24 protein-coding genes and 1 other annotated feature are annotated in these 18822 nt (G+C 40.5%); of the genes, 16 read left to right on the forward strand and 8 right to left on the reverse strand.

Going from position 1 to position 18822, the window contains the following annotated elements:
* The first annotated feature begins 73 nt into the window (after nt 1–73).
* From EV207_RS11720 to EV207_RS11735, 4 genes are read left to right on the forward strand one after another with little or no spacing between them, the layout of a single operon-like run.
* Nucleotides 74–397 (forward strand): PTS lactose/cellobiose transporter subunit IIA, encoded by a 324-nt coding sequence (locus tag EV207_RS11720; protein ID WP_132746339.1) that lies wholly within the window; start codon nt 74–76, stop codon nt 395–397.
* A 16-nt stretch (nt 398–413) separates the two neighbouring features.
* On the forward strand, nt 414–1508 hold the full coding sequence (locus EV207_RS11725) for a DUF871 domain-containing protein (protein ID WP_132746340.1): 1095 nt from the start codon (nt 414–416) through the stop codon (nt 1506–1508).
* 1 nt (nt 1509) lies between these two features.
* Nucleotides 1510–2679: an anhydro-N-acetylmuramic acid kinase AnmK gene (gene anmK / locus EV207_RS11730; RefSeq protein WP_132746341.1), complete on the forward strand. Its 1170-nt coding sequence runs from the start codon at nt 1510–1512 to the stop codon at nt 2677–2679.
* A gap of 22 nt (nt 2680–2701) precedes the next feature.
* Entirely contained in the window at nt 2702–3637 is a 936-nt protein-coding gene (locus EV207_RS11735) for an N-acetylglucosamine kinase (protein ID WP_165886920.1), read from the forward strand.
* A 75-nt stretch (nt 3638–3712) separates the two neighbouring features.
* Here EV207_RS11735 and EV207_RS11740 read toward each other — a convergent pair whose 3' ends face one another.
* Both EV207_RS11740 and EV207_RS11745 read right to left on the reverse strand, forming a co-directional pair.
* Nucleotides 3713–4465, reverse strand: coding sequence for a MerR family transcriptional regulator (locus tag EV207_RS11740; protein ID WP_132746343.1), 753 nt, complete (start codon nt 4463–4465; stop codon nt 3713–3715).
* A gap of 517 nt (nt 4466–4982) precedes the next feature.
* Entirely contained in the window at nt 4983–5210 is a 228-nt protein-coding gene (locus tag EV207_RS11745; protein ID WP_132746344.1) for a hypothetical protein, read from the reverse strand.
* 387 nt (nt 5211–5597) lie between these two features.
* Between EV207_RS11745 and EV207_RS11750 the strand changes: the two genes are divergently transcribed.
* From EV207_RS11750 to EV207_RS11765, 4 genes are all read left to right on the forward strand, one after another.
* Nucleotides 5598–6236, forward strand: a complete 639-nt coding sequence (locus tag EV207_RS11750) for a pyridoxamine 5'-phosphate oxidase family protein (protein ID WP_132746345.1) — start codon at nt 5598–5600, stop codon at nt 6234–6236.
* Between the two features lie 54 nt (nt 6237–6290).
* The gene (locus EV207_RS11755; protein ID WP_132746346.1) at nt 6291–7685 is read left to right on the forward strand and encodes a pyridoxal phosphate-dependent decarboxylase family protein; all 1395 of its coding nucleotides are present in this window, start codon (nt 6291–6293) and stop codon (nt 7683–7685) included.
* 109 nt (nt 7686–7794) lie between these two features.
* A complete protein-coding gene (locus tag EV207_RS11760; RefSeq protein WP_132746347.1) occupies nt 7795–8133 on the forward strand; it encodes a nucleotidyltransferase domain-containing protein in 339 nt (112 codons plus the stop codon).
* A 111-nt stretch (nt 8134–8244) separates the two neighbouring features.
* Nucleotides 8245–8709 carry a GNAT family N-acetyltransferase gene (locus tag EV207_RS11765; protein ID WP_132746362.1) on the forward strand — a complete coding sequence of 155 codons (465 nt, stop codon included), beginning with the start codon at nt 8245–8247 and terminating at the stop codon, nt 8707–8709.
* 87 nt (nt 8710–8796) lie between these two features.
* On the opposite strand, the gene EV207_RS11770 is transcribed toward EV207_RS11765, so the two are convergent.
* Complete coding sequence (locus tag EV207_RS11770; protein WP_132746348.1) at nt 8797–9315, reverse strand: GNAT family N-acetyltransferase; 519 nt, start codon at nt 9313–9315, stop codon at nt 8797–8799.
* Between the two features lie 87 nt (nt 9316–9402).
* The gene (locus EV207_RS11775; protein WP_132746349.1) at nt 9403–9891 is read right to left on the reverse strand and encodes a DUF3995 domain-containing protein; all 489 of its coding nucleotides are present in this window, start codon (nt 9889–9891) and stop codon (nt 9403–9405) included.
* Between the two features lie 258 nt (nt 9892–10149).
* Between EV207_RS11775 and EV207_RS11780 the strand changes: the two genes are divergently transcribed.
* Complete coding sequence (locus EV207_RS11780; protein WP_243647030.1) at nt 10150–10530, forward strand: DJ-1/PfpI family protein; 381 nt, start codon at nt 10150–10152, stop codon at nt 10528–10530.
* 116 nt (nt 10531–10646) lie between these two features.
* Here EV207_RS11780 and EV207_RS11785 read toward each other — a convergent pair whose 3' ends face one another.
* Together EV207_RS11785 and EV207_RS11790 are read right to left on the reverse strand one after the other, a co-directional pair.
* Nucleotides 10647–11105 carry an SgcJ/EcaC family oxidoreductase gene (locus EV207_RS11785; RefSeq protein WP_132746350.1) on the reverse strand — a complete coding sequence of 153 codons (459 nt, stop codon included), beginning with the start codon at nt 11103–11105 and terminating at the stop codon, nt 10647–10649.
* Nucleotides 11106–11108: 3 nt separating this feature from the next.
* On the reverse strand, nt 11109–11672 hold the full coding sequence (locus EV207_RS11790) for a PadR family transcriptional regulator (RefSeq protein WP_132746351.1): 564 nt from the start codon (nt 11670–11672) through the stop codon (nt 11109–11111).
* A 596-nt stretch (nt 11673–12268) separates the two neighbouring features.
* Nucleotides 12269–12505 (forward strand) — a binding site (T-box leader).
* Nucleotides 12506–12568: 63 nt separating this feature from the next.
* Here EV207_RS11790 and EV207_RS11800 point away from each other — a divergent pair.
* The 7 genes from EV207_RS11800 (at nt 12569) to EV207_RS23460 (ending at nt 17317) form a co-directional block, all read left to right on the forward strand.
* Complete coding sequence (locus EV207_RS11800) at nt 12569–14113, forward strand: 2-isopropylmalate synthase (RefSeq protein WP_132746352.1); 1545 nt, start codon at nt 12569–12571, stop codon at nt 14111–14113.
* Between the two features lie 334 nt (nt 14114–14447).
* Nucleotides 14448–14966, forward strand: coding sequence for a GNAT family N-acetyltransferase (locus EV207_RS11805; protein ID WP_132746353.1), 519 nt, complete (start codon nt 14448–14450; stop codon nt 14964–14966).
* Nucleotides 14967–14978: 12 nt separating this feature from the next.
* Nucleotides 14979–15818, forward strand: coding sequence for a DUF2268 domain-containing putative Zn-dependent protease (locus tag EV207_RS11810; RefSeq protein ID WP_243647031.1), 840 nt, complete (start codon nt 14979–14981; stop codon nt 15816–15818).
* Nucleotides 15819–15835: 17 nt separating this feature from the next.
* A complete protein-coding gene (locus EV207_RS11815; RefSeq protein WP_132746354.1) occupies nt 15836–16324 on the forward strand; it encodes a zinc dependent phospholipase C family protein in 489 nt (162 codons plus the stop codon).
* Nucleotides 16297–16458, forward strand: a complete 162-nt coding sequence (locus tag EV207_RS23050; protein ID WP_165886921.1) for a hypothetical protein — start codon at nt 16297–16299, stop codon at nt 16456–16458. The genes EV207_RS11815 and EV207_RS23050 overlap by 28 nt, the downstream gene beginning before the upstream one ends.
* A gap of 179 nt (nt 16459–16637) precedes the next feature.
* Nucleotides 16638–16961 (forward strand): nucleotidyltransferase domain-containing protein, encoded by a 324-nt coding sequence (locus EV207_RS23455; RefSeq protein WP_243647032.1) that lies wholly within the window; start codon nt 16638–16640, stop codon nt 16959–16961.
* Nucleotides 16910–17317 carry a hypothetical protein gene (locus EV207_RS23460; protein WP_243647033.1) on the forward strand — a complete coding sequence of 136 codons (408 nt, stop codon included), beginning with the start codon at nt 16910–16912 and terminating at the stop codon, nt 17315–17317. Before EV207_RS23455 ends, EV207_RS23460 begins: the two co-directional genes overlap by 52 nt.
* Before the next feature lie 314 nt (nt 17318–17631).
* Here EV207_RS23460 and spoIIP read toward each other — a convergent pair whose 3' ends face one another.
* On the reverse strand, nt 17632–18486 hold the full coding sequence (gene spoIIP / locus EV207_RS11825; RefSeq protein ID WP_132746355.1) for a stage II sporulation protein P: 855 nt from the start codon (nt 18484–18486) through the stop codon (nt 17632–17634).
* Nucleotides 18464–18775, reverse strand: a complete 312-nt coding sequence (locus tag EV207_RS11830) for an RNA polymerase sigma factor (protein ID WP_132746356.1) — start codon at nt 18773–18775, stop codon at nt 18464–18466. The genes spoIIP and EV207_RS11830 overlap by 23 nt, the downstream gene beginning before the upstream one ends.
* Nucleotides 18776–18822 lie beyond the last annotated feature (47 nt).

Genomic DNA, 18822 nt, shown 5'->3' on the forward strand with positions numbered 1-18822 from the left:
AATAATTTTTATAATAAATAAATATTTATTTCAATGAGACTACAAAACTAAAACATTAAGGGTGTGGAGGACATTGGAACAAAAATACGAGGAAGATATTTTTGCGCTCATCTCTCATGGCGGAAATGCTAGAGCAATAGCTTATGATGCATTAAAGGCAGCTGAGGACTTTAATTTCGAAAAGGCTGATGAGTTAATTAAGGAATCGGAAAGTGAATTGAATAAGGCTCACGAAACACAAACCAAACTGATTACTGCTGAACTTAACGGAGAGAAAGTGGAGAAAACACTGTTGATGATTCACGCACAGGATCATTTGATGACAGCAATGAGTGAGCAAAAGTTAATTGAGCGTATGATATCAATTGTAAAAAAATTAAAGGCAGAACGAGACTGAAAGGGGCGGGTTTATTTTGGACAGGAAGTTAGGCGTTTCAATCTTTCCTCATCAATCAACATATGAAAAAGATATTAATTATTTAAAACGCGCCCATGATTATGGATTTGGCCGGGTGTTTACATGCCTTTTATCAGTTCATGGCGATAAAGAGGCCATAATAAAAGAGTTAAAAGATACGATCCTTTTTGCAAAAGGAATAGGTATGGAAGTCATCGCCGATATTAGTCCGAGAATCTTTGACGAGCTAAATATTTCTTATAAGGACTTGTCTTTTTTTAAAGAGATTGGAGCCGATGGGATTCGTTTGGATCTGGGCTATACGGGAAGCGAAGAAGCGATGATGACATTCAATAAGGAAGACCTTAGCATTGAAATTAATATGAGCAATTCAACCCATTACATCGATAATATTATGGATTACCGGCCGCGCGCAAGTAAGTTGATGGGGTGTCACAACTTTTATCCCCATCGCTATTCAGGCCTCGCGTATGATCACTTTATCGCATGCTCGGAACGCTTTAAGCAATATGGTCTTAAGACAGCTGCCTTTGTTTCTTCACAAGCTGCGTCATTCGGTCCATGGCCCGTGACGGAAGGTCTTCCTACATTAGAAGAGCACCGGGAATTGCCCATTGCGGTTCAAGCAAAACATCTTTGGGCAACGGGGTTGATCGATGATGTCATTATTGGGAACGCTTATGCAAGTGACGATGAACTTGAACAACTCAGTCAATTGAATAGAGAGAAGTTCAGCTTTTCGGCCAAATTAGTTGATCGGCTGACAGAATTAGAACGGAAAATTGTGTTGGAAGAACCGCATTTTTACCGGGGGGATGTCTCGGACTACCTCATTCGTTCAACTCAAAGCCGAGTAAAATACCGTGGACATCACTTTGAACCTTTAAATACACGGGACATCAACCGTGGGGATATCTTGATTGAAAATCACCTTTATGGCCAATATGCCGGTGAATTACAGATTGCCCTGAAACCGATGAAAAACTCCGGCAAGACAAATGTTGTCGGCCAAATTGCCGAAGATGAGGTTTTTCTATTAGATTATCTTAAGCCATGGGATAAATTTGAGTTGACTAGGACGGGTGGCTGATATGACGGATAAGTATGTTGTTGGCCTCATGTCAGGAACTTCATTAGACGGTGTGGATGCCGCATTAGTAAAAATCAGCGGCTATGCTGAAGAAACACAAGTTGAACTCATTAAATATCATCAAGAAGATATGCCTCCCGAGTTGAAAAAGGAAATTATGGCCGCAATCGATCCTGATACATCGGATATCGAACACATTTGCAGTTTGAATTTTAAATTAGGCTATTGGTTTGCCGAAGCCGTGAAAAGTGTTTGCCGCAAGGCTTCTTTTCCGTTAGAAGATCTCGACTTAATCGGGTCGCATGGACAGACCCTTTACCATATCCCGGCTAAGGGCAAGGATATCGTAAAATCAACACTTCAATGCGGCGAGCCGGCTATTATCACTTACGAGACAAACAAGACTATAGTATCTAACTTCCGGTCAATGGATATAGCAGCTGGGGGTGAGGGTGCGCCGCTCGTGCCTTATGTTGATTATTTACTTTATCGGTCTGACAATACGCGGGCTCTTCAGAATATAGGCGGGATCGGAAATGTGACGGTCATCCCCGCCATGGCATCGGTTGATGACGTCTTTGGATCGGATACTGGGCCGGGGAACATGATTATTGATGACGTTTGTTTGCGGCTTTTTAATGAACCTTATGACACGGATGGCCGTTATGCCTCGCTTGGCAGCGTCAATCAAGAGATGTTAAAGGCATTGCTTGAGCATCCTTTCATAAAGGCTGCACCGCCCAAAACGACGGGACGAGAAATGTTTGGCAAAGCCTTTGTGGACAGTATCATGGCAAAATGGTCTGGATCGGTTTCACATTATGACCTAATGGCCACAGTGACCCAATTTACAGCATCGTCTATCATCAATTATTATCGAAAATACATATTACAAAAGCACCCGATAGATGAGGTTATTATCAGCGGCGGCGGGAGTTACAACCAGACGCTCGCAGGAATGATAAAATCCGGTTTGCCTATGTGCCGCGTCTTGACTCAAGAGGATTTGGGCTTTTCTTCTTCTGCGAAGGAAGCGATCGCCTTTGCTGTTTTAGCCAATGAGACGATCAACGGCCAGGCAGGCAATATTCCCAACGCTACCGGCGCTAAGGAACGGGTCATACTTGGACAAATTACTAACCCACCCAAGTGGAATGGAAATAAGGAATGAACGACAAAGGGGAAAGGCAAACATGACATCATACTTTTTAGCCATTGACGGCGGCGGTACCAAGACAGATGTTGCTTTATTTGATTCTGATGGCAGGGTCTTAAATAGAATAGTCGGTGAGAGTACTAATCCTAATGCCATATCAGGGGATCAGGTTGCAAAAAATTTTACAGGGATTTTTAACGGGTTATTCAACAACCATCCTGTGCCCATTGCATATTGTTTTGCCGGGATGTCAGGCTGTGGCCATGTCAAACAAAAGGCGATGATGAAGGATTATATCAGAGCAGCATTGCCTGTTCCGTGCAAAGAAATAGAAATAGAGAACGATGCCATCAATGCTCTATGGAGCGGGACGGATGGCGGTCCGGGATTTGTTGTCATCGCCGGTACGGGCACCATTGCATATGGAAGAAATGAAAGTGGCGAAGATTTTCGGATTGGCGGGTGGGGACACCTTGTTGGCGATGAAGGCAGCGGCTATGATATTGGCAAGGAAGCGGTCCGCGCGATGTTAAGGGCCTATGACAGGCGACAGGGCCCAACGGATCTTACCGCCCGTCTAACAAGCCATTTTCGCATCCAACATGTTCCGGATGTTATCCCGATCATCTATCATTCACCGAAACAGGAATTAGCCAATCTTGTTTCTATTGTTGATGAAACAGCACGCCTAGGTGATAAGACAGCTGCAGCTATTATAGAGCGGTCCGCCAGCGCCTTAATTGAGTTAATTGAAACCGGGATAAGCATGTCGTCCGATAAGAGTGATCCGGAAATTGTACTGACGGGCGGGTTATGGAAATCATCAATGTTACGCAGAAATGTTATTGAACACTTTACCAACCATTTTATTTTCCCAAAGTGCCCTCCGGTCTATGGATCAATGGTTGGTGCATTAAATAAGCTGGAGAACAATGATATAATATTACAACGGCTTAAGGGTTATTTTGCTTGAGATTTGTAATTGACTTGAGCCTCGGTGCCGGACACCGGGAGGCAGGGTGATTTTTGGAGGGTTATCCAAAGGATATCACCTATTTTGAATTAATAACTGGATGATATCTTGTTTCTCTGCTTCAAGATCTCTCCATGTATAAAAATCAGAAGGATCATCCATCGAATCGCCATTAAATTCTTTAAAGGCTTCTTGGAAGGAAGCTGATTTATATTTTACTTGAAATTCCGTCAGTTCATTGTTGATTTCTTTTAATCGCTCAATAGGTGCTTGGTTTCGGCGTTTTTTTTCCTGAGCAATCATTTGCAACCGGATAGCATAGACAGGATCTTTCCAAATATCAATAATGTATTTAGGTATTTTGCGATGGGAGGTCGTATCTACACATTCCAACCCTTGTTTGATGTACTTATTCAACGTAACTTTTGAAACGCCTAATTGTTCAGATGCTTCTTTAGGTGTCAGCAGATAGCTCTCGTGATACTCAAAATGAATATTCTCCCCACCCATTTGATAGTACCAGTTTTCCAAATCAATTTTGAGCTTACCGAAGTCAAGGTCTAACGAGGGGATTTCTATGGTTGTCATTCGTTTCAGCCAAGTAAATAAATTATCACGATGCTTTTCCGAAAACAGATAGTCAGCGGTAAACTGAATCCCGCTTTTATCAAAAGTAATTCCCTTTAGCTTATCTGAAAATCCACTTAACATAATGGTAATTAATTTGTTCAATATATAATCGGTCTCTTTTTCGATGACAAACTTGTTGTGTTCACGATAGGCGATGTCAATATTACTTTCGGTCATTTTGTAAATAACCTGGCTCATTGTCCTCACTCCCCTACCTCCAGTATAATAAGGATTTGCAAAAAATCAATAATAATAAGTTAATGATTTAATGTTTTCGTTAATTTAATTTATTCATATCCAATTTAAATGATTCTTAATCCTTTTATAGTTCGTCGGCTAGCGGCATAAGGTGGGTTAGTGTAAAAGAGGCTGGGACAGAAGGTTTTTACTCATAGAAAAATCCGAACTCATTCATAGATCCTATCTGAATGATTCGGAGTTTTATTTTACAAAAGAAAGGAACGAAGCGCTCCGTCAAAATACTTCGCTTTCCACGGGCACGGCCTCAGCCTCCTCAGAAAGCAAAAACCGCTTTCTTGCGGGGTCTTCGGACACGTGCTGTTCCCGTAGGAGTCTCCATATTTTGACTACGCTTCGCATTTGCTATTATATTTTTAAATTTTATTGTTCGGCATTTGAATGAACTCTTTTAGTTTTGTCTCAGCCTCGATGGTATATCTCTGAATCGCTTAGATCAACTGGAATCCATGTGGCGTTAACTATATCGTGGAGGGGTGTTATCGTTGCCATTATCCGGCTTACTAGGAGCATCCAGATAACTTCTTTTCTTGACCTGGCTTGAAGGGTCGCTCTTTTCCGGCTTTGGGAGCTGCTTATTGCGATCGTTAAGTTCATTTAACATCCCCATTGCTTCTGTCGATGCCCCAAATGGTATGTTGTTGTTTGGCGCCGCTTCTTCATTTAATCGCTCATTCTTTGCCATGACGAATACCTCCTTTTACTTATAGTTTGCTTACCCTGCTCTGCCAATATTCTCAATAGAAAACATACCAACTCACTGGTGACTTTTACTGTATACGATTTGAACACAATCCTGCATAGTGGGGCCCTTTTTTATATGGTCTGCCGGTTCAGGAGGTTGGTGATTAAGGTATTGCGTCCTTTTAAACGGCGACTGCGTCCTCTTCAGTGATTTCCGCGTCGCTTTCGCCGAACACGATTCAAAGTCACTTCGAAGATAGAGGGATTTCCAACTTACGTGGAGAAGATGTGGAGGAGTTTGTTTTCACTATACTTGGTATTTAATTAAACGTTTGATTAATAATTTCTATGCTTGCGAAAGCTGCGGCACATATAAGGAGTGGCGACTTTGGATCATGCCAATAGCTTTAAGGAAACTGTTGAAACGGAGGAGGAATTGCGTTCGATCATTGGCTATCCAAGTGATCTGGTGAAAAATAAAGTTATTACCTATTTGGATCACCATTGTTCGGATTTCATTTCTCAATCACCATTTTTGCTTATATCCACCGCTGATCATTCTGGATGTTGTGATGTTTCACCGCGCGGGGATTTGCCTGGATTTGTTCTTATTTTAGATGACAAACGATTGATCATTCCCGAAAGGCCAGGCAATAAAAGAATGGATTCAATGCGCAATATTTTATTTAACCCAAATGTCGGGCTTCTTTTCTTAATTCCTGGTCTGGGGGAAACCCTAAGAATTAATGGAAAAGCTGCACTGGTAAAGGATGAGGAGCTGCTTGAACAGATGGCAGTTAAAGGACGCAAACCTCGATTGGGTATTGGTGTTGAGGTAGAGGAATGTTTCATACACTGTGCCAAAGCTTTTAGACGTTCAGGATTATGGAAACCGAATTCTTGGGCTAGTAAAGAAACGCTGCCGTCTGCTGCCAAGATCCTATCTGAACACGCTAAGCTTCCTAATATCGGCGAGGATGCCATTGCTGAAAAGCTTCAAGAAAGCTATACAAAGCGGCTTTATTAGACTAACGAGATGGCCGGATAACAAAGCACTGACTAGAAAGGACGGTAAAAAGTCATGGTAAAACAAATGAAAGAGGATTTTCAAGATATTCAAAGCATATTGCAACAAGTTTTGGAAGAGTCTGCGGCTTTTTTTGAAGGAATGAAGTCTCGGCCGGCAGCGCTTCAACCGCCGCAGCCCCAACGCGATGTGCTTCCTTCTGAAGGGTTAGGGGCTACGGTTGCACTTGAAACCTTTAAGGAAGTCTATGCCCCTTATCTTAGCGGGAGTGCTGGTCCGCGTTATTTGGGTTTCGTAACAGGCGGATCTACACCGGCGGCCATAGCTGGGGATTGGCTTGTCAGCGTGTATGATCAGAATGTTGTCGTAACAGAAGATTCTATTGCTGCTTATTTGGAAATGGAAACGATCAACATGTTAAAAGATTTATTTCATTTACCAAATGACTATAGCGGGTCCTTTGTCAGCGGGGCCACAATGGCGAATTTTGTTGGCCTTGCTTTAGCACGGCAATGGGTGGTTCATCAGCATGGGGTTAATATCTCACAACAGGGTCTTTATGATCTTCCTAGAATTAATGTTGTTGGTGGTGCTCTACACTCCAGCATCTATAAAGCTGTCTCGATGCTTGGCATGGGAAAAGAGTCTATTCATACGCTGCCAAGTTTGCCTGGCAGAGAAGCTACTGATGTATCAACACTTGAGGAGTTTCTTAGAAACAATCAAGGAGAGCCTTGTATTGTTGTGGCAAATGCGGGGACAGTCAATACAGTAGATTTCGATGATATAGGAGAAATAATTAAGCTAAAGGATAAATACCCTTTTTGGTTACATGTCGATGCCGCCTTTGGTGGATTTGCAGCTTGCTCTCCAAAATACATAGATTTGATAAAGGGGATGGATCAAGCAGACTCAATTACAATCGATGCGCATAAATGGCTCAATGTTCCGTACGATTCTGCCATGCAGTTTACCCGGCATAAGCATTTACAAGTCGAAGTTTTTCAAAATAACGCTGCCTATATAGGAGATTCTATCCAAAATCCAGAATTCATTCATTTGACGCCTGAAAATTCCCGGCGTTTTCGTGCTCTGCCTGCGTGGTTCACATTAAAGGCTTATGGGAAAGAAGGTTATAAGGAAGTCGTTGAACGCAACGTAGAAATGGCGCAATTGCTTACCGAACGATTGACGAACAGCACATTTTTTCGGTTAGTCGCTCCGACTAGGCTTAATGTCGTTTGCTTTACTTTAGCTATTGAAGGGGTAACGATGGATGATATTAAGAAGTATCTCGATTTATTAAAGCAGGATGGACGCGTATTCTTAACGTCAACCATGTACCAAGGAACACCTGCCATTCGCGCGGCATTTAGTAATTGGGGGACAGATGAGAACGACATAGAAATCATTTGGAATGCCTTATCCTATGCAAATGGTGAGATGTAACAGGGGCCGCCCTTGGATTGGGGCCGTTTACCGCACTGCCTTTTTGTTTTAAGTGAATATGGCTAATAAAATTGAAAATGGCTTTTAAAGGATTGAGGTGATAGCTGTAATGGAAGCCTATTGGAATGCAACTGGAATATCGAAACGCTTTATCAGTGAATTACAAAGTTATAGCTCGAAGAATGGCCAAATAGAGAAAATCGTTTTATTTGGCTCAAGAGCAAGGGAGGATTACCGTAGATCATCTGATGTTGATTTAGCTATTTTTACAAGGAAGAGTTCTCATACAAGGCAAAACCTAATAGAACTAACCATTAACGAGATGACCACTCCTTTAAAAATTGATGTTATTTTTATGGATCGTCTAACTAAAGAAAAACTGATTTTTAATATAAGGAAGGAAGGTGTGGTTATATATGAACAAGGAAAGGCTTTACGAGAGGCTTAATGATTACAAACGTGCAGGCGCCAGGCTTGATGAAGCAAAAGAAATGGCAAAAATCAACTAGTACTAACACGATAGAAAGGCTGATAGAGATTGTCATTTATTATTCGTAAAATGGAGAAAAGGGACATACAGCACGTTCAGCAGGTCGCCAAAACGAGCTGGAATCATACCTATGAAGGGATCATCCCGCTTGATATTCAAGAAGGCTTCTTGAAATATGCTTATAATGACGAGATGATGCAAAGGCGTCTAGAGGGTTCTCATTTATTCGTTTCGGAAGTTGATAAGGGAATCGTAGGTTTCGCAAACTTTTCTACTGTAAATGAAGATGGGGAAGTTGAATTGTCGGCTATTTATTTATATCCGGAGTACCAAGGAAAAGGGATCGGGACGTCCTTGTTACAAGAAGCCATCAAGAACTTAGAAGGCCCGAAAAAGGTTTTTGTTAACGTAGAGAAGGAAAATAAAATAGGGATAGCTTTTTACAAATCTAAAGGCTTTAAGGTCGTCACTGAATTCGATGATAACTTCGATGGGCATATCCTGAAAACAGTAAGAATGGTTTTGGAAGTTTAGCCCAGCCATTGTGAAGCATTGAAAGTCCAATTTCTCTACCGAAACACTTAAAATTGGACTTTTTTAAATTTCAATCATCCTTAGCATTTACTCCATTTTAGAATCAGATGTATACAATTTAAGCTCTTCAGTATCACCAGGAAGTGTTACGAGCCGTTCGAATGTCATGCCGATTTTTTCTAGAAGGCTCGAAGAATGCTGGTTGTCTTTTGATGTTATGGCCACAATTCGCTTGAGTCCCAGCTGGTCGATGCCATATGCCATCGTAGCGGAGGCCGCTTCATAGCCATAACCTTTAGATTGGAATCCCGATAGAAAAGCAAAGCCAATATCGACATCTTCTAGAGAATCCCTTTTTATTAATCCGCAAATGCCAATCGGTGTCTTTTCTTCCTTGAGTTCGGTCAAGTAAAGACCAAAGCCAAGTCGGGAGTACATCTCCATTGGCCCAGTTAAAATATAGTTTCTAGCATCTTCTAGAGTTCTTACACCTTTATCTCCTATGAACCGCAGCCAAGAAGGATCATTCAAAAGCTCGAGAATAAATGCCGCATCATCAGGTGATAACCAGCGAAGGATCAGTCTATCAGTTTCAATTACATTCATTTAAAATACACCCCATTTTGGTCGATACTTTCTATTCTACCTCACCCGCCCCTATGTAAGTTAGTGTAATAAGAGGAAAGTTGGTCTCTATTTTCCTGAAAAGTTTTTCTCCACCTTCAAATGCTTTTTGAACTTAACAGCAGAAAGTATAAATAATATGCCCCCAAGCATCCAAAATGGCTCCCAGAATAGGAGTCTCCACCAAAGTGCAAATTTATCAATCTGCAGCGTTAGAAGACCAAAGCTTGAAAGCAACAGGGTAATGAGGTTTGATAAGCCGTATACAAATAAAAAAATGCCCCCTGCTATAGCTAGGATACGCAGAATCCGGTTTGTTATCAGCGGCCATTCCTTTAAAAACAATAATAAAAACAAACCTCCGCATAACTTAATAAGACCTGTAAGCCAAAGGGTGACAGTGAAAGACGGTTCTTTTTCCAAAGCTTTTTCATAGATGAGTCCTCCGAGCGATCTAGCGCCTATCATACCTCCGCTTGCCCAGTAAAAGCTCATAAGCGCAAAAACAAAACACCAAATGGAACCGGCAAAGATGTAAAGCTTTTTGTTACGAAGCATCGAGAGCACTCCTTGTGGTCGAATTTTCTGTTGCTTAATCACTTTGGAAAGTCTAACCTAAAATTCCGTACTTTTAAATTAACTTTAATTCAATTCTTTGGCAATAGGCGGATTGATATTTCGAAATATTGTGCTAATGTTAGTCTGAAGGCATATTAATGCAATCCAAAGGGGCTGGTTTTTATGTTGTTCGATAAAGAGAGGGTTAACCCGCGTTGATCATTCCAAAAGTCAAATGTGAATAAAGGGGATGAACAATTGAAAGCATTATTCTTTTTATACGAAGGGTATGTAGAGTGGGAGATCAGTTCCTTATCATATATTTTAAATGCTTGCGGTGCGAAAATTAACACGGCGGCATTGACTGACGAGGTCACTCACCAGGGAAGGTTCAAGGTAAAGGTTGATTTGAATATCGAGGCATGCGATCCCGCTGACTATGATATTTTAATCATACCCGGCGGGGAACCGGCTTCGCTAGTTAAAGATGACAGTTTGTTGAACCTCATTCGACAGTTTGATGAACAGGGGAAGCTTATTGCGGCTATTTGCGGTGGGACAACCTTTCTTGCAGCAGCTGGTGTATTACGGGAGAGAACATACTCGGCTTCATTTGACCCACCAGAGTATATTAACTAATAAAGGATTTAAGAGTGAAGCAGATGTCACCGTATGCGAAAATCTAATCACCGCTGAGGGAAATGCTTATATCGAATTTGCTATAGCTGCCTGCAATATGCCCTCTTGGTTTTTCGTTAGGAGGCATTCTCTTTACTTTTTCTTTTCATAAACCATTTTATAATAAAGTTAGGCTCTTTAATACGGCAGTTATGGAACGCTGAGATCTTCCATTGTCCGTCTTGTTGAACTAATACATTAGTATTAATGGATTCTCTATTTTTGGGATAATCCTTTTGCCGTGGCATTTTCGTATTCCCGATACAATGCACAATAGCTGTATTTCCATTTAGAAAACGAATGCTTGTTATTCGGCCTTGCATTTGTGATCCTTTTAGTACGCCATTGAATAATTCCTGATGGGAGGTCTTTACCTCCTGTCTCCCTTTTAGATGCTGACCAAAAAAGGTGACATAATCGACATCTTCGGTAAAGCAAGACGAGTATGCTTTGCCGTTGCCATGGCTCCATGCTGAATACAATTCTTCAAATACATTGTTGATATCTTCCTTTTCCTTCGCCCAAACTTGTGTCATTTGTTATTCCCCTTTCTTTTTATTTTCCATTAAATCAGCCGCCCATTGCCGTTCAAGCTCCCACTGATTAACTTTCATGGCCATTAAACCGCGGATCTTCTCATAATATGGCGTGTCCTGCATTAGCTCAACTTCTTCTGGGCTGTTATCAAACTCCAGCTGTTGCTCCTTAATGTGATCAATCGCCCGTTGGCAATATTTTATATAATGATTGGCCACATACAATTGATCTTCGTAACTTAAGAATTCCAAACAGATTGCCTTAATGTGAAAAATCTTAGTGTAGTTGCCGAGGTTCTTGTCAGTTTCCATCATCAATTCATAAAAGCGGTCTCTTCCCTTTGCAGTGATTTCATAAGTGCGGGATGGGCGCCCGGTTGGAAATGGAACATGCTTTGGTTCAGCATCCTGAATGAGACTGGCTTTGTTAAGTTTGTTCAGTAGCGTTGACAGTGTGCCCCTGCTGATCTTTTCCCAAGGTCCAATGGTGTCATTAGCTATTTTTGAAATAAGATAGGCATGCAGTGGAAATTTCATTAGCAATGATAGGACAAGAAGTTCATACAACTCTATGCACCTCTTTTGATTTTGTATAGTTTTAATAAAACTATGACTGTAAAACCATAATATGATTTAAAATGATTTATGTCAATTAAAAGTTAAAAAGGGACCCTCCCAAGGAGAGTCCCAACACGCAAACATGATTTACCTTTGAACAAGGAAGAGGTTAAAAAGTGGTCTCCCGTGCTGGGAGGTCACTTTTCTTCTTTTACACGTTATCCTGCTGCTTTTTCAAAGCAATATATTGCTCTATGCCATCAAGTGTCCGTTCAAGGCCGAAATCGAAGTCATCCCCGACGTTGTTTCCCTCAACTCAGGCCAAACGGAGCGGGAAAGACAACGCTCATTAACATTCTGTCCACGTTGGTATCACCTGATGCTGGGATCGTAAGAGTGGCGGGACACATTTACCTGGCTTTACGCCGCTATCGGCCTTGTGGCGTCCGGGCCATCGGCTGGTGCGTGCTGATCCTTCTTGTATCTTTCGTGTGGTGCACTTGGTCGTTTCACAAGAAAGCAGGGCGAAGGTAGCGGAAAAATTGAATGATTATTAAAGGGTTGACTTTTCAAACAAAAGGATATATCATCTTAGAAAATATAAATCAAAAGCGATGAGAAGGATCAAGATAGAGGCATTTATCATACAGAGACCAGTACATGTGCTGAGAGTATTGGGATAATCTCCTATCGACTCACCTTTTAGCTGATTTTCTGAAACGTATAGTAAGAAGATCCGTCTAGACCCGCGTTATGGGCATTCAACTGAGGCTTTTTATGGCATCATAAAAAGTGAATTAGGGTGGTACCACGCTTGGAATAGAACTCCTGTCGTCCCTTGTACAAAGATACAAGAGGCATGGCAAGGAGTTTTTCTATTTTAGAAAACTAAAGGAGGAGAGAATGTGAGGAAAATTCATGTGTTTGATACGACGCTGCGGGACGGCGAACAATCGCCGGGTGTTCATTTGACAATGGAGGAAAAGGTCATGATTGCCAGGCAGTTAGAAAAATTGGGGGTAGACCGCATAGAGGCGGGCTTTCCGGCTTCATCACTAGGAGAAGTCGCCAACGTTCAAGCAATATCGAAAGCTGTCAGGAACACAAGCATTGCTGTCTTGGCAAGAGCGCACAAAAAAGATATTGAAGCCGCAAGAGATGCATTAAAAGGTGCTGCAACACCTTGTCTGCATATTGTCCTTGCGACTTCACCCATACATCGCAAATATAAACTAAATATGACGAAAGAGCAAGTGATTGAAAGAGCAGAAATGGCCATTCAATACGGAAAAAACTATTTTTCCGACATTGAGTTCTCTCTTGAAGATGCCAGCAGGACGGAGCTTGATTTTATGTATAAGGTTGTTGACCGTGCCATTCAAGCTGGAGCGAAGGTCATTAATTTGCCTGACACTGTAGGTTACGCTTCGCCTGAAACCTTTGGCGACATGTTCCGAAAACTAAGAGAGAATGTTCCGCGTGCAGATCAAGTGCTGCTGAGTACCCACTGTCATAACGATCTCGGGATGGCGACGGCGAATACAATGGCTGCCATTTATGCCGGAGTTGACCAAGTTGAAGGGACTATTAACGGCATAGGCGAACGAGCAGGCAATACAGCTATTGAAGAAGTCGCATTGGCGCTTGAAACGAGAAAAGATGTGTATAACGCACAGACTGATATGGTCTTTAATGAAATTTACAATACGAGCAGGATGGTTAGTCATTACACCGGCATGACGGTGCAGCCAAATAAAGCGATTGTCGGTGAGAATGCTTTTGCACACGAATCGGGTATTCACCAAGATGGCATGCTGAAAGAATCATCAACGTATGAAATTATTAGACCGTCAACGGTGGGCGTTTCCTCAAGTACAATTGTGCTTGGGAAGCATTCAGGACGCCATGCTCTGAAAAAGAAAATCGAGTACCTTGGTTACCATCTAACTGAAGCGGAACTGGCTCAGGCCTTTGAAGACTTTAAAAAAATGATTGATCAAAAGAAATATGTGATTGATGATGATATTCATAAACTAATCAATCAAAAGTTTATTAATCATGCCACCTGTTATGAACTGTCAGACCTGGTTATATCATATCCAGATGGCCGGAGTCAGGTAACCATTGAGCTAACTGATGAAAAGCAAAAACAACTCCGTACTGTCATTCAAGGAAATGGTGTGATAGATGCGCTTTATAATGGGATTGAACAGTTGATTGGCATGCCATTTCAGCTTCAGGACTATACAATACGTTCGAAAAGTATCGGAAAAGACGCGGTAGGAGAAGTCATTGTAAAAGTTAAAAAGGATGATCAAAGCTACTCTGGCCGAGGGATGGATACGGATATTATCAAGGCCAGTGCCAAGGCGTATTTAATAGCCATTAATCAGTTTTTCCAAAAGGATCATCAAGTGAATAAGGACAACAGTTTAATTTTTACAAATTAAAGGAATAACCACGTTTATAATGGAATTAATTGCAAAAAGGAGAAGGCTGATGCAACCTTCTCTTTTTCTTATGCAAGAATAACGTCTTGATTAGGGCAGGCATGCTTTATGCGTCATCCTGCCTGAGATACGCGTCTTTATTTAAGGGATATGCGTCCTTATTTTGATATTTGCGTCAACATGTGATGTTTATGCGTCTACGGGCTGTTGACCCGAGTTTTTTCTCGATTTGAGGGTTACGGGATTGTTAAAAGGAGGAGTGCAAGGGGGTTTGCAGAAACTAAATAAAGAAAACAGAGATTTAACCAGAAGCACATAAGAAAGGGTGTATGTTTTGTACAACGTTAGAGCGGAACAAGAAAAAGATATTCTCGAAATAAGGAAAGTAAATGATTTAGCCTTCGGGCAGGAAAATGAAGCAAACTTGATTGAGGCAATTAGGTGTTCGGAATATTTTGTACCTGGGTTGTCTTTAGTTGCGGAAACTGATGCTCATGAGGTCATCGGGCACATACTTTTTAGTGTTATTACAATAGAAACGAAAAATGGCCCTATTCAATCCTTAGCGCTTGCCCCATTGGCGGTAAAGCCTGAATATCAAAATCAGGGTATTGGTTCGACATTGGTTAAGGAAGGGTTAAAACGATGCAGGGAATTAGGTCATGGTCCCGTGGTCGTATTAGGGCATTCAGAATACTATCCTAAATTTGGATTTATTCGAGCAAGTGAAAATGGTATTAAACCGCCATTTGAGGTATCTGATGAAAATTTTATGATTTACGAAGTTAAACCAGGTGCTTTAAATAATATAGAAGGAACGGTCTTTTATCCGGAAGCATTTACAGATGTTTAAAGATTGGAGGTTATGAAAATAAAACATCTAGAATCATCTGTTGAAGCCGTTCCGAGGCTGCTGCAAATGAAGGGATTTATAAACGAAATAAGGAAGCATCCAACAAAAGATAGAGAAGGGATGTTTTTAAAAGTTTTCGATTTATCTAAGGATGATTTTGATTTGCTGCTATTTTCCGGGTTGATTAATCCCAATGCGGAGGTTGACACAGCGGAAAAACAATTAAATAAAATGAATCAGCTGCAATTTGCATCTTTTATTCAAACGGAACTGGAGCGTTATCAAAGAAAATACCCATCTGGAAAGCCTGTTAGCTTTGATTTGTTTATCCTTGACGAACATGATGACTTTGTAAAAGAGAAGCTCGGAGGCGTTTCAGCGTTTACCGATTGGAACGGTAGAATCTGTTTTATCCTTGATCCTGATGAAAAGGTGCGATCGGTATTGAAGTCTGTCATCGCCCATGAGTACCACCATCACTGGAGAATGAGTAAGCTCGGGGCAACCGAAGAGAACGAAACCCTGCTTGACCGAATGGTTTTAGAAGGCTTAGCCGAGCACTTTGTTAGAGAAGAGCTTGGTGAGACTTACTTAGGGCCGTATAAAGACGCTTTATCAGAAGATAAGGCTAGATTTTATTTGGATACAAAATTTAAAACCCATTTATTCGATAAAGGAGCTGATGCGGATCCCTTTATGTTCGGTGATAAGGAGCAGAATTTACCTTTTTGGGGCGGTTACTCTATTGGCTATTATTTGGTTAAATGGTTTATTGATAGAAATAAGAATGTATCGATTGAAAAGTTAACCTTATTGCCATCAGAAGAGTATATAGATGTTTTTTATAATTGAAATCGAAGGGGATCTAAATGGGGTCAAGAATGATGCCTCTGATTATAGCTAGCAAGGCCGCCGATCGGCTGACAATCCGTAACCGTCCGCTTTTTCTTCTTGGCGGCATTGCACCTGACGGGGCATTTACGCGTGATAAAAAGAATGAATCACATTTTTATGAGGGGAAAGTGGAGGACGGCACAAGGATTGTAAATTATGACAGGTTTATTGATAAATACTGCTCGAATTTAAGCAACGAGTATATGCTCGGCTACTTAACGCATCTCGTATCAGATGATGTATGGATGAAGTTTATTTATTTTAAACATGACATGAAGCAAAGACTTGATGAGGATCCAAGGCTGCCGGATAGATGGCATAACGATTTTCGAAAACTTAATGGGCGATTGGTCGAGAGATTTAAATGCGCTGATCTAAAAGAGGAATTAATCAAAGCCAGCACCCCTTTGACATATCAGAAATTGATGGTAATGACTTGGAAGCCTTTAAAGCGGAGACATTAACTGATTTTACGTTTGCTAAGGGAGACTTAGATAAGGAATTGTTGGTATACAATTTTGATGAAATGATTGAATTTATTGAACGGTCTACTGATGCTTCTGTTGTGGTTTGCAGTTCTATTAATAATAAGGTGTGAAATTGGGGGGATTCCGAACAATGATCAATCCGATCCCGCCAAGCGGTATTCTGGTGAAAGAGCGAAAGTAACCCCCTCTACATTTTATTAAAAGCCATAAGGGCTAATCCTCGAAATGTTAAGGAGATGATTTATTTTGTGTGGGATTTGTGAGTATACATTTTGAAAGAGATGTATCATTGCCAAAATATCGTGATGTTCTCCTTGAAAATGCATTAAGAGATTTGACCGCGGATTCTAACGTTTTGGCTGTGTATCAAAGCGGATCATTAGCGAAAGGTAATTTTGATCATTACTCTGATATCGATTTGCACATTATTGTTACTCCAGAAAAGAAAGAAGCTTTTATTAATGATAAACGCAATAGAGCAACAAAGTGGGGGGAAGTCCTATTTTACGAAGGTACAGACCATTCGCAGTTATCGTTACTCATTATGATTGTTTTGTTAAAGTGGATACCTGGTATAAAACGTCTGAAGAGGTTGTCCCGTCGATCTGGCTAAAAGGAACTGAAGCGCTTTTTGATCTGCATAACATTGTAAGCAGGGTAATAAAGGAATCATCAAAACAAGTGTATAATCCTTCATCAGACGAAGTTGCGTTTTGGAGGGGAAAATTCCTAGCTTTTACTCATGAAACGTATCGGGCTGTGATGAGGGACGAATTATATTATGCCTTATCCAATTTAGACAAAATTCGTTTGCTCGTCGCTTCCGGCTGGTATATGGAAATGGAACAGCATTTAGATAGTTCTTATGGTGTTTGGTCCAAAATTGAGGGCAAACGAAGCAAATTAAAACAGTGGCAATTAAATCTCTTGGGAAGCTGGGATTGTGGGCGCAATCCAATGACATTATGAAAACAATGGCAGGTACATTTCCAGAGTTTCTTAGACTAAATAAATATCTTAGTGAACAAGTTGGCATCGATGAAAATGAGCAGCACATTAAAAAGATAATAGGTATGGTTTGCTAATAAAAAAATTGATGTAAAAGATTTTGTAGGGAAGAGTATGGCCCTAAGGTGTTTGAGTCACAAGTATTCTCGAACTTGGGGCTAGAATAAAAAATATTAAAGGGGTTATATGGATACCTCCTATAACCCCCTTATGAATAACTAAAAGGGATGGATAAAAGGCATAGAAAATGTACCTTCATTTTAAGCAATAATTAGCTATTCCTTTATAACCTTCGCGAGGACAGTTGCTAAACACCCCGATGCCAGGTACTCCTCCTTTATGGTATTTTCTACACCACCAATTTCAATTAAAATTGCTTTAGGTGAAAGATCCTGATTATAATCAGCACTTTCTAAATTGGGTTCTTTTAAAAATATCCCCCTTGATATTCCGGGGTATTTCTTCTTAAGTTTTAGATTTATTTTTTTGGCGAATCTTAAATTCTGTTTATAATTTGGATTTGTTTTACTAATATAAAAAGCTATGCGGGCGAACGATTGACCCTTTATTTTTACTGTAGTTTTATCCCTTTTGATCATATCTCGATGGATATCAAATATATATTCCACTCTTGGCTTACCCTCCAAAACTTTTTTAATTTCCTTTCGAGATTCTTTGTATACATCTATTGGATTAACCTTCTTGGTAAAATCCTTAGTGGAATGAATAACCGGGATGTGCTTTTCTTCCAATGCTTTGGCTAAATGGCTACCAACATTAATAATATTTACTTTATTATCTAAGGCTTCAGATTTTTTCCCTTTTGTAATGGGCAGGAACGATTCAGTACTATGTGTTTGATAAATAAAAACCTTGGCGGCATCATCTCTAACGGCCGTTGCTGAGGATGTATCACTGTTAAGAAGATCGGTTTGTTCTATTGTATTACTGGAAAAGGAAAGGAATAATATAACTGTTATGATTGCTGCAAAAAGGCAGGACATTATAGGTTTAAATGATCTTCTTTTTAGGATTATAGTTTCATTAAATAATTTGTTCTCTAATTTTTGGACAAAATCATCACTAGGCTTTGGATGGTTATCAAAATTAAAAGGGAATTGTTTTTTCAAGTGTTTTCCCTGCCTTTCTATAGTGGTATTCTAACTGCCTCAGGCCCCTGTGGTACGCTGTCTTAACCCTTGATTCCTTCCAACCAAGTATAGAAGCCGTATCCTGTATACTTAATTCATTAAATCCTCTTAAAATGATGACAAGACGGTAAAAAGGTTTCAAATGGTTTAGAGTATCCATTAATTCACGATAAGTTTCTTTTTTAATAAGATCCTTATCGGGGTCAAAATCCTTGGTAGTTGTGTTTTGCAAGGTAAAAGTACACAAGATTGCAATGAAAAAATACATAAGCTTGCCAGCCTGATTTATTTAGTTATTTCTTGATAATGCATGTG

Source organism: Scopulibacillus darangshiensis, assembly GCF_004341035.1.
Classification (GTDB): Bacteria; Bacillota; Bacilli; order Bacillales; family Sporolactobacillaceae; genus Scopulibacillus; species Scopulibacillus darangshiensis.

What these genes read in the sequence shown, in the direction of transcription:
- anmK (WP_132746341.1), top strand. Translation starts at nt 1,510, where the DNA reads ATGACGGATAAGTATGTTGTTGGCCTCATGTCAGGAACTTCATTAGAC.
- EV207_RS11735 (WP_165886920.1), top strand. Translation starts at nt 2,702, where the DNA reads ATGACATCATACTTTTTAGCCATTGACGGCGGCGGTACCAAGACAGAT.
- EV207_RS11740 (WP_132746343.1), bottom strand. Translation starts at nt 4,465, where the DNA reads ATGAGCCAGGTTATTTACAAAATGACCGAAAGTAATATTGACATCGCC.
- EV207_RS11745 (WP_132746344.1), bottom strand. Translation starts at nt 5,210, where the DNA reads ATGGCAAAGAATGAGCGATTAAATGAAGAAGCGGCGCCAAACAACAAC.
- EV207_RS11755 (WP_132746346.1), top strand. Translation starts at nt 6,291, where the DNA reads ATGGTAAAACAAATGAAAGAGGATTTTCAAGATATTCAAAGCATATTG.
- EV207_RS11760 (WP_132746347.1), top strand. Translation starts at nt 7,795, where the DNA reads ATGGAAGCCTATTGGAATGCAACTGGAATATCGAAACGCTTTATCAGT.
- EV207_RS11765 (WP_132746362.1), top strand. Translation starts at nt 8,245, where the DNA reads ATGGAGAAAAGGGACATACAGCACGTTCAGCAGGTCGCCAAAACGAGC.
- EV207_RS11770 (WP_132746348.1), bottom strand. Translation starts at nt 9,315, where the DNA reads ATGAATGTAATTGAAACTGATAGACTGATCCTTCGCTGGTTATCACCT.
- EV207_RS11775 (WP_132746349.1), bottom strand. Translation starts at nt 9,891, where the DNA reads ATGCTTCGTAACAAAAAGCTTTACATCTTTGCCGGTTCCATTTGGTGT.
- EV207_RS11785 (WP_132746350.1), bottom strand. Translation starts at nt 11,105, where the DNA reads ATGACACAAGTTTGGGCGAAGGAAAAGGAAGATATCAACAATGTATTT.
- EV207_RS11810 (WP_243647031.1), top strand. Translation starts at nt 14,979, where the DNA reads ATGAAAATAAAACATCTAGAATCATCTGTTGAAGCCGTTCCGAGGCTG.
- EV207_RS11815 (WP_132746354.1), top strand. Translation starts at nt 15,836, where the DNA reads ATGGGGTCAAGAATGATGCCTCTGATTATAGCTAGCAAGGCCGCCGAT.
- EV207_RS11830 (WP_132746356.1), bottom strand. Translation starts at nt 18,775, where the DNA reads ATGTATTTTTTCATTGCAATCTTGTGTACTTTTACCTTGCAAAACACA.